The organism is uncultured Mycobacterium sp., from assembly GCF_964249325.1.
Taxonomy (GTDB): Bacteria; Actinomycetota; Actinomycetes; order Mycobacteriales; family Mycobacteriaceae; genus Mycobacterium.
The window spans coordinates 1-5,183 of the sequence record NZ_CAXUCH010000278.1; the positions used below are offsets into that span (position 1 = coordinate 1).

General features: G+C 66.5%; 8 protein-coding genes. All 8 read left to right on the forward strand.

Features of this window, described 5'->3' with window-relative positions; genetic code table 11:
• A partial coding sequence (locus ACFE99_RS22485; protein WP_375488715.1) for a Mov34/MPN/PAD-1 family protein occupies positions 1–386 on the forward strand: 386 nt, incomplete at its 5' end.
• Positions 387–405: 19 nt separating this feature from the next.
• Entirely contained in the window at positions 406–678 is a 273-nt protein-coding gene (locus tag ACFE99_RS22490) for a MoaD/ThiS family protein (protein WP_375488717.1), read from the forward strand.
• A gap of 2 nt (positions 679–680) precedes the next feature.
• Complete coding sequence (locus ACFE99_RS22495; protein WP_375488719.1) at positions 681–1,652, forward strand: cysteine synthase; 972 nt, start codon at positions 681–683, stop codon at positions 1,650–1,652.
• 49 nt (positions 1,653–1,701) lie between these two features.
• A complete protein-coding gene (locus tag ACFE99_RS22500; RefSeq protein ID WP_375488721.1) occupies positions 1,702–2,367 on the forward strand; it encodes a rhomboid family intramembrane serine protease in 666 nt (221 codons plus the stop codon).
• Positions 2,364–3,182 (forward strand): glutamate racemase, encoded by an 819-nt coding sequence (gene murI / locus ACFE99_RS22505; protein ID WP_375488724.1) that lies wholly within the window; start codon positions 2,364–2,366, stop codon positions 3,180–3,182. Before ACFE99_RS22500 ends, murI begins: the two co-directional genes overlap by 4 nt.
• A 73-nt stretch (positions 3,183–3,255) precedes the next feature.
• A complete protein-coding gene (locus ACFE99_RS22510) occupies positions 3,256–4,029 on the forward strand; it encodes a cyclic nucleotide-degrading phosphodiesterase (protein WP_375488726.1) in 774 nt (257 codons plus the stop codon).
• Between the two features lie 6 nt (positions 4,030–4,035).
• Positions 4,036–4,815, forward strand: coding sequence for a ribonuclease PH (rph, locus tag ACFE99_RS22515; RefSeq protein WP_375488728.1), 780 nt, complete (start codon positions 4,036–4,038; stop codon positions 4,813–4,815).
• Positions 4,812–5,183 (forward strand): non-canonical purine NTP pyrophosphatase (locus ACFE99_RS22520; protein ID WP_375488730.1); only part of this gene is annotated, 372 nt, incomplete at its 3' end. The genes rph and ACFE99_RS22520, both read left to right, overlap by 4 nt.

The following is a 5,183-nucleotide window of genomic DNA, read 5'->3' on the forward strand; positions in this document are numbered from 1 at the left end:
ATGCGATAGTCGCTCACGCGCGCGCCGATCACCCCGACGAAGCGTGTGGGGTACTAGCTGGCCCGGAAGGCTCCGACCGTCCCGAGCGGCATGTCGCGATGGTCAATGCGGAACGCTCGCCCACCTTCTACCGCTTCGACTCCACCGAGCAGCTCAAGGTGTGGCGTGAGATGGACGACGCCGGTGAAGTGCCCGTCGTCATCTATCACTCGCACACCGCGACCGAGGCGTACCCCAGCCGGACCGACGTGAGCCTGGCGGCTGAGCCCGACGCCCATTACGTGCTCGTGTCCACCCGCGACCCGGACCGACACGAGCTGCGCAGCTATCGCATCATCGACGGCATCGTCACCGAAGAGCCCGTCCAGGTCGTCAAGCAATACTGAGAGCCCTGAAGGAAGCCCTATGAGCGTCACCGTGTCCATCCCGACCATCCTGCGGCCCCACACCAAGGGGCAGAAACGCGTCGAAGCCACCGGCGACACACTCCGTGCGGTCATCGACGATCTGGACGCCAACTATTCGGGCATCTCCGAACGGCTCGTCGATAACGGCAAGTTGCACCGGTTCGTCAACATCTATGTCAACGACGAAGACGTTCGGTTCTCCGGCGGCTTGGAGACCGCGATCTCCGACGGCGACTCGATCACCATCTTGCCGGCCGTCGCCGGTGGTTAAGCGTGTCCCGATACAACTCGCTGCTCCAGGCGCTGGGTAACACACCGCTGGTCGGTCTGCCGCGCCTGTCGCCGCGCTGGAACGACGGGCCGGACGGCCCCCACGTGCGGTTGTGGGCCAAACTCGAAGACCGCAACCCGACCGGGTCGATCAAGGACAGGCCGGCGCTGCGGATGATCGAACAGGCCGAAGCCGACGGACTGCTGACGCCCGGCGCCACCATCCTGGAACCCACCAGCGGCAACACCGGGATCTCCTTGGCGATGGCGGCCCGGCTCAAGGGCTACCAGCTGATCTGCGTGATGCCGGAGAACACCTCGATCGAGCGGCGTCAGCTGCTCGAGCTCTACGGTGCGCACATCATCTTCTCGCCAGCCGAGGGCGGATCCAACACCGCGGTGGCCACCGCCAAAGAGCTCGCCGCGGCCAACCCGTCGTGGGTGATGCTCTACCAATACGGAAATCCGGCCAACACCGACTCGCACTACTACGGCACCGGCCCGGAAGTGCTGGCTGACCTGCCCGAGATCACGCACTTCGTCGCCGGCCTGGGCACCACCGGCACGCTGATGGGCACCGGCCGGTATCTGCGCGAGCACGTGCCGGGGATACGCATCGTCGCCGCCGAGCCCCGCTACGGCGAGGGTGTCTATGCGCTGCGCAATATCGACGAGGGCTTCGTGCCCGAGCTCTACGACCCCGACGTGCTAACCACCCGCTACTCGGTCGGCTCCGCTGATGCGGTCCGCCGCACCCGGGAGTTGATCGACGCCGAAGGCATCTTCGCCGGCATTTCCACCGGGGCGGTGCTGCACGCCGCGCTCGGCGTTGCGGCGAAGGCGCAGGCCGCGGGCGAGCGTGCCGACGTCGCGTTCGTGGTCGCCGACGCGGGATGGAAGTACCTGTCGACCGGCGCCTACACCGGTACTCTCGACGAGGCCGAGGACGCGCTGGAAGGGCAGCTATGGGCTTGACACGCCACCACGATGATGCCGGCGTAGCAAGGATCGAGGAATCGCGCAAATGACTGGGCCGACCCGATATCCGGCGGCACGCCAACCGCAACGCAACAGCCCTCCTCGATGGAAGGTCGGGGCGGCCACCATCGTCAGTTTCGTTGCCCTGCTCTACCTCGCCGAGCTGATCGACCAGCTCAGCGGCCACAATCTGGATCGCAATGGCATCCGGCCGTTGGAGACCGACGGGTTGTGGGGCATCGTCTTCGCGCCGCTGCTGCATGCGAACTGGCAGCATCTGATGGCCAACACCGGACCGGCGCTGGTGCTAGGTTTTCTGGTGACGCTGGCCGGCCTGGCCCGCTTCGTGTGGGCCCCCGTCATTGTGTGGATCGTCGGCGGCTTCGGCACCTGGCTGATCGGCAACGTGGGGTCGGCGTGCGGAGAGACCGACCACATCGGCGCCTCCGGCCTGATCTTCGGCTGGCTTACCTTTTTGCTGGTGTTCGGATTTTTTATCCGCAGCGGGTGGCAGATTGTCGTCGGGATCTTGGTGCTGTTCTTCTACGGCGGCATCCTGTGGGGGGCCGTGCCGGTGCTCAACATGTGCGGCGGGGTGTCGTGGCAGGCGCACCTGTGCGGCGGCGTCGCCGGCGTGCTGGCCGCCTACATACTCTCCGGCCCAGAACGCAGGGCGCGCGCTCAGCGCAGAGCTGGTCTGGTGCACCGGTGAGCTCAGCACTGGCGCCGGTCGGGGTCTTCGACTCCGGCGTCGGCGGGCTCACCGTCGCGCGGGCGATCATCGACCAACTGCCGGATGAAGACATCATCTACGTCGGCGATACGGCCAACGGGCCCTATGGTCCGCTGACCATCCCGGAGATCCGCGCGCACGCACTGGCCATCGGCGACGACCTCGTCGACCGCGGCGTCAAGGGGTTGGTGATCGCCTGCAACTCGGCGTCCTCGGCGTGCCTGCGCGACGCCCGCGAACGCTACGACGTGCCCGTTGTCGAGGTGATCTTGCCGGCGGTGCGACGGGCCGTGGCCGCCACCCGCAACGGCCGCATCGGGGTCATCGGTACGCGGGCGACCATCGCCTCGCACGCCTACCAGGATGCGTTCGCCGCGGCACGCGACACCGACATCACCGCCGTGGCGTGCCCGCGATTCGTCGACTTTGTCGAGCGCGGCATCACCAGCGGCCGCCAGGTGCTCGGGCTGGCGGAGGGCTATCTCGAGCCGCTGCAGCGCGCCGGGGTCGACACCTTAGTGCTGGGGTGTACGCACTATCCCTTGCTGTCCGGGCTGATTCAGTTGGCGATGGGCCAGCACGTGACGCTGGTGTCCAGCGCGGAAGAGACCGCTAAGGAATTGGTGCGGGTGCTCACCGAGCAGAATCTGCTGCGCCCGCATGCGGCGCCACCCGCGACGCGCGTGTTCGAGGCCACTGGCGACCCGGAGGCGTTCACTAGGTTGGCGGCGCGATTTCTGGGGCCGGCGATTACCACCGCGCAACCTGTTCACCGCCACGTGCCCGCCCGCTAGATCGAGCGGTGATGCCCGTCCCATACCAAAGCGGCAATGTTTTCGCCAACAGGGTATCGGGCATGGCACAGTAGTGACCGTGCGAATGACCGTCCTCGGCTGCTCTGGCAGTGTGGTGGGTCCAGATTCGCCGGCATCGGGTTACTTGTTACGGGCGCCAGATACTCCACCGCTGGTCATCGACTTCGGTGGGGGAGTGCTGGGTGCGCTGCAGCACCAAACCGATCCAGCATCGGTGCATGTGCTGCTGTCGCACTTGCATGCCGACCATTGTCTGGACTTGCCTGGGCTGTTCGTGTGGCGTCGCTACCACCCGACACCCCCGGAGGGTAAAGCGTTGATGTACGGCCCGAGCGACACCTGGGCGCGGCTGGGCGCGGCATCGTCGCCATACGGCGGCGAGATCGACGACTTCTCGGACATTTTCGATATCCGTCACTGGGCTGACGGTGAGCCGGTGAAATTGGGCGCATTGACGGTGCTGCCGCGAGTGGTGGCGCACCCGACCGAGTCCTACGGCTTGAGGTTCACCGATCCCGACGGGGCGACGTTCGTCTACAGCGGCGACACCGGCTGCTGCGACGCCCTGGTGGAATTGGCGCGTGATGCCGATGTCTTCCTGTGCGAAGCGTCTTGGACGCATTCGCCGAAGCGGCCGTGCAACTTGCACATGTCGGGCACCGAAGCCGGGCGTGTGGCCGCCGAAGCCGGTGTACGAGAACTGCTGCTCACGCACATCCCGCCATGGACGTCGCGCGAGGACGTGATCAGCGAGGCCAAGGCCGAGTTCCACGGTCCCGTGCACGCAGTGGTGTGCGGTGAGACCTTCGAAATCAAGCACTCCTGAACCCTTATGTCCACACGGGAAGACGGTCGCCTCGACCATGAGCTGCGCCCGGTGGTCATCACCCGCGGGTTCACCTCACATCCGGCGGGTTCGGTGCTAGTTGAATTCGGCCACACCAAGGTCATGTGCACGGCGAGCGTCATCGAGGGCGTGCCGCGCTGGCGCAAGGGAACCGGGTTAGGTTGGCTCACAGCCGAATACGCGATGCTGCCGGCGGCCACCCATACTCGCGGCGACCGGGAATCGGTTAAGGGACGGCTGTCCGGACGGACCCAGGAAATCAGCCGGCTGGTCGGGCGCTCTCTGCGGGCGTGCATTGACTTGGCGGCGTTGGGGGAGAACACCATCGCGGTCGACTGCGATGTGCTGCAGGCCGACGGCGGCACCCGCACGGCGGCCATCACCGGTGCCTACGTGGCGCTGGCCGACGCGGTGACCTACCTGTCGGCGGCGGGCATGCTTTCCGACCCGCGGCCGCTGTCATGTGCAATCGCCGCGGTCAGCGTCGGTGTGGTCGACGGCCGAATCCGCGTGGACCTGCCCTACGAGGAAGATGCGCGCGCCGAGGTCGACATGAACGTCGTAGCCACCGATACCGGAACACTGGTCGAGGTGCAGGGCACCGGCGAGGGCGCAACATTTCCGCGCTCGACGCTGGACAAGCTGCTCGACGCCGCATTGGCCGCCTGCGACAAACTGTTCGCTGCCCAGCAGGAAGCGCTGGCATTGCCGTACCCTGGTGTTCTACCCGAAGGTACGTCGCCGCAGAATGCGTTCGGAACCTGACCGAGCTGCTGTTCGCCAGCCGCAACCGCAAGAAGCTCGCTGAACTGCACAGGGTGCTCGACGCGGCCGCGGTGTCGTTGACGTTGATCTCGCTCGAGGATGTGCCGCCGTTCGACGAGACGCCCGAAACCGGTGCGACATTTGAAGACAACGCACTGGCCAAGGCCCGCGACGTGTTCGCGGCGACTGGATTGCCTTGTGTGGCGGATGATTCCGGGTTGGAAGTCGACGCATTGAACGGCATGCCGGGAGTGCTGTCCGCGCGCTGGGCCGGCGTCCACGGCGACGACGCCGCCAACACCGCTCTGTTGTTGGCGCAACTGCGCGACGTGCCCGACGAGCGGCGTGGCGCGAGGTTCGTGTCGGCC